The organism is Corynebacterium sp. HMSC074H12 (genome assembly GCF_001813755.1).
Lineage (GTDB): Bacteria > Actinomycetota > Actinomycetes > Mycobacteriales > Mycobacteriaceae > Corynebacterium > Corynebacterium hiratae.
On record NZ_KV813913.1, the window covers coordinates 1 to 310 of the forward strand.

Below are 310 nucleotides of genomic sequence, written 5' to 3' on the forward strand. Positions count from 1 at the left end.
ATTTGTGGCTCGAGGCGGCGTTCCTTGGAAAACCCGGGTTTGCGAAGCTCATCAGCAGTATCGGTTTCAAAGTACAAGGTGGTCACGTCGTACAAGATAAAAGTACCTGGCCCGATACCTGCATGATGCGCCAGCACTTGGGTTAATCCTTCGCCGAAGGCATCTGTAGCAAAGCCAGGTAGTCGGCGTTTAATCGTGGCGTAGCTTGCGCTTGTCACCCCGACTTCAGCAAGGGTTTCGATCGAATCAAACTTCGAGCCAGGATTAATCAACCGGGCGCGCACCAGATCCCGAAACACCGGATCATCAC

1 pseudogene is annotated in these 310 nt (G+C 53.2%); it reads right to left on the reverse strand.

Going from position 1 to position 310, the window contains the following annotated elements:
* Window positions 1-310, reverse strand: a pseudogene (locus tag HMPREF2932_RS13150) (transposase); the annotation flags it as partial.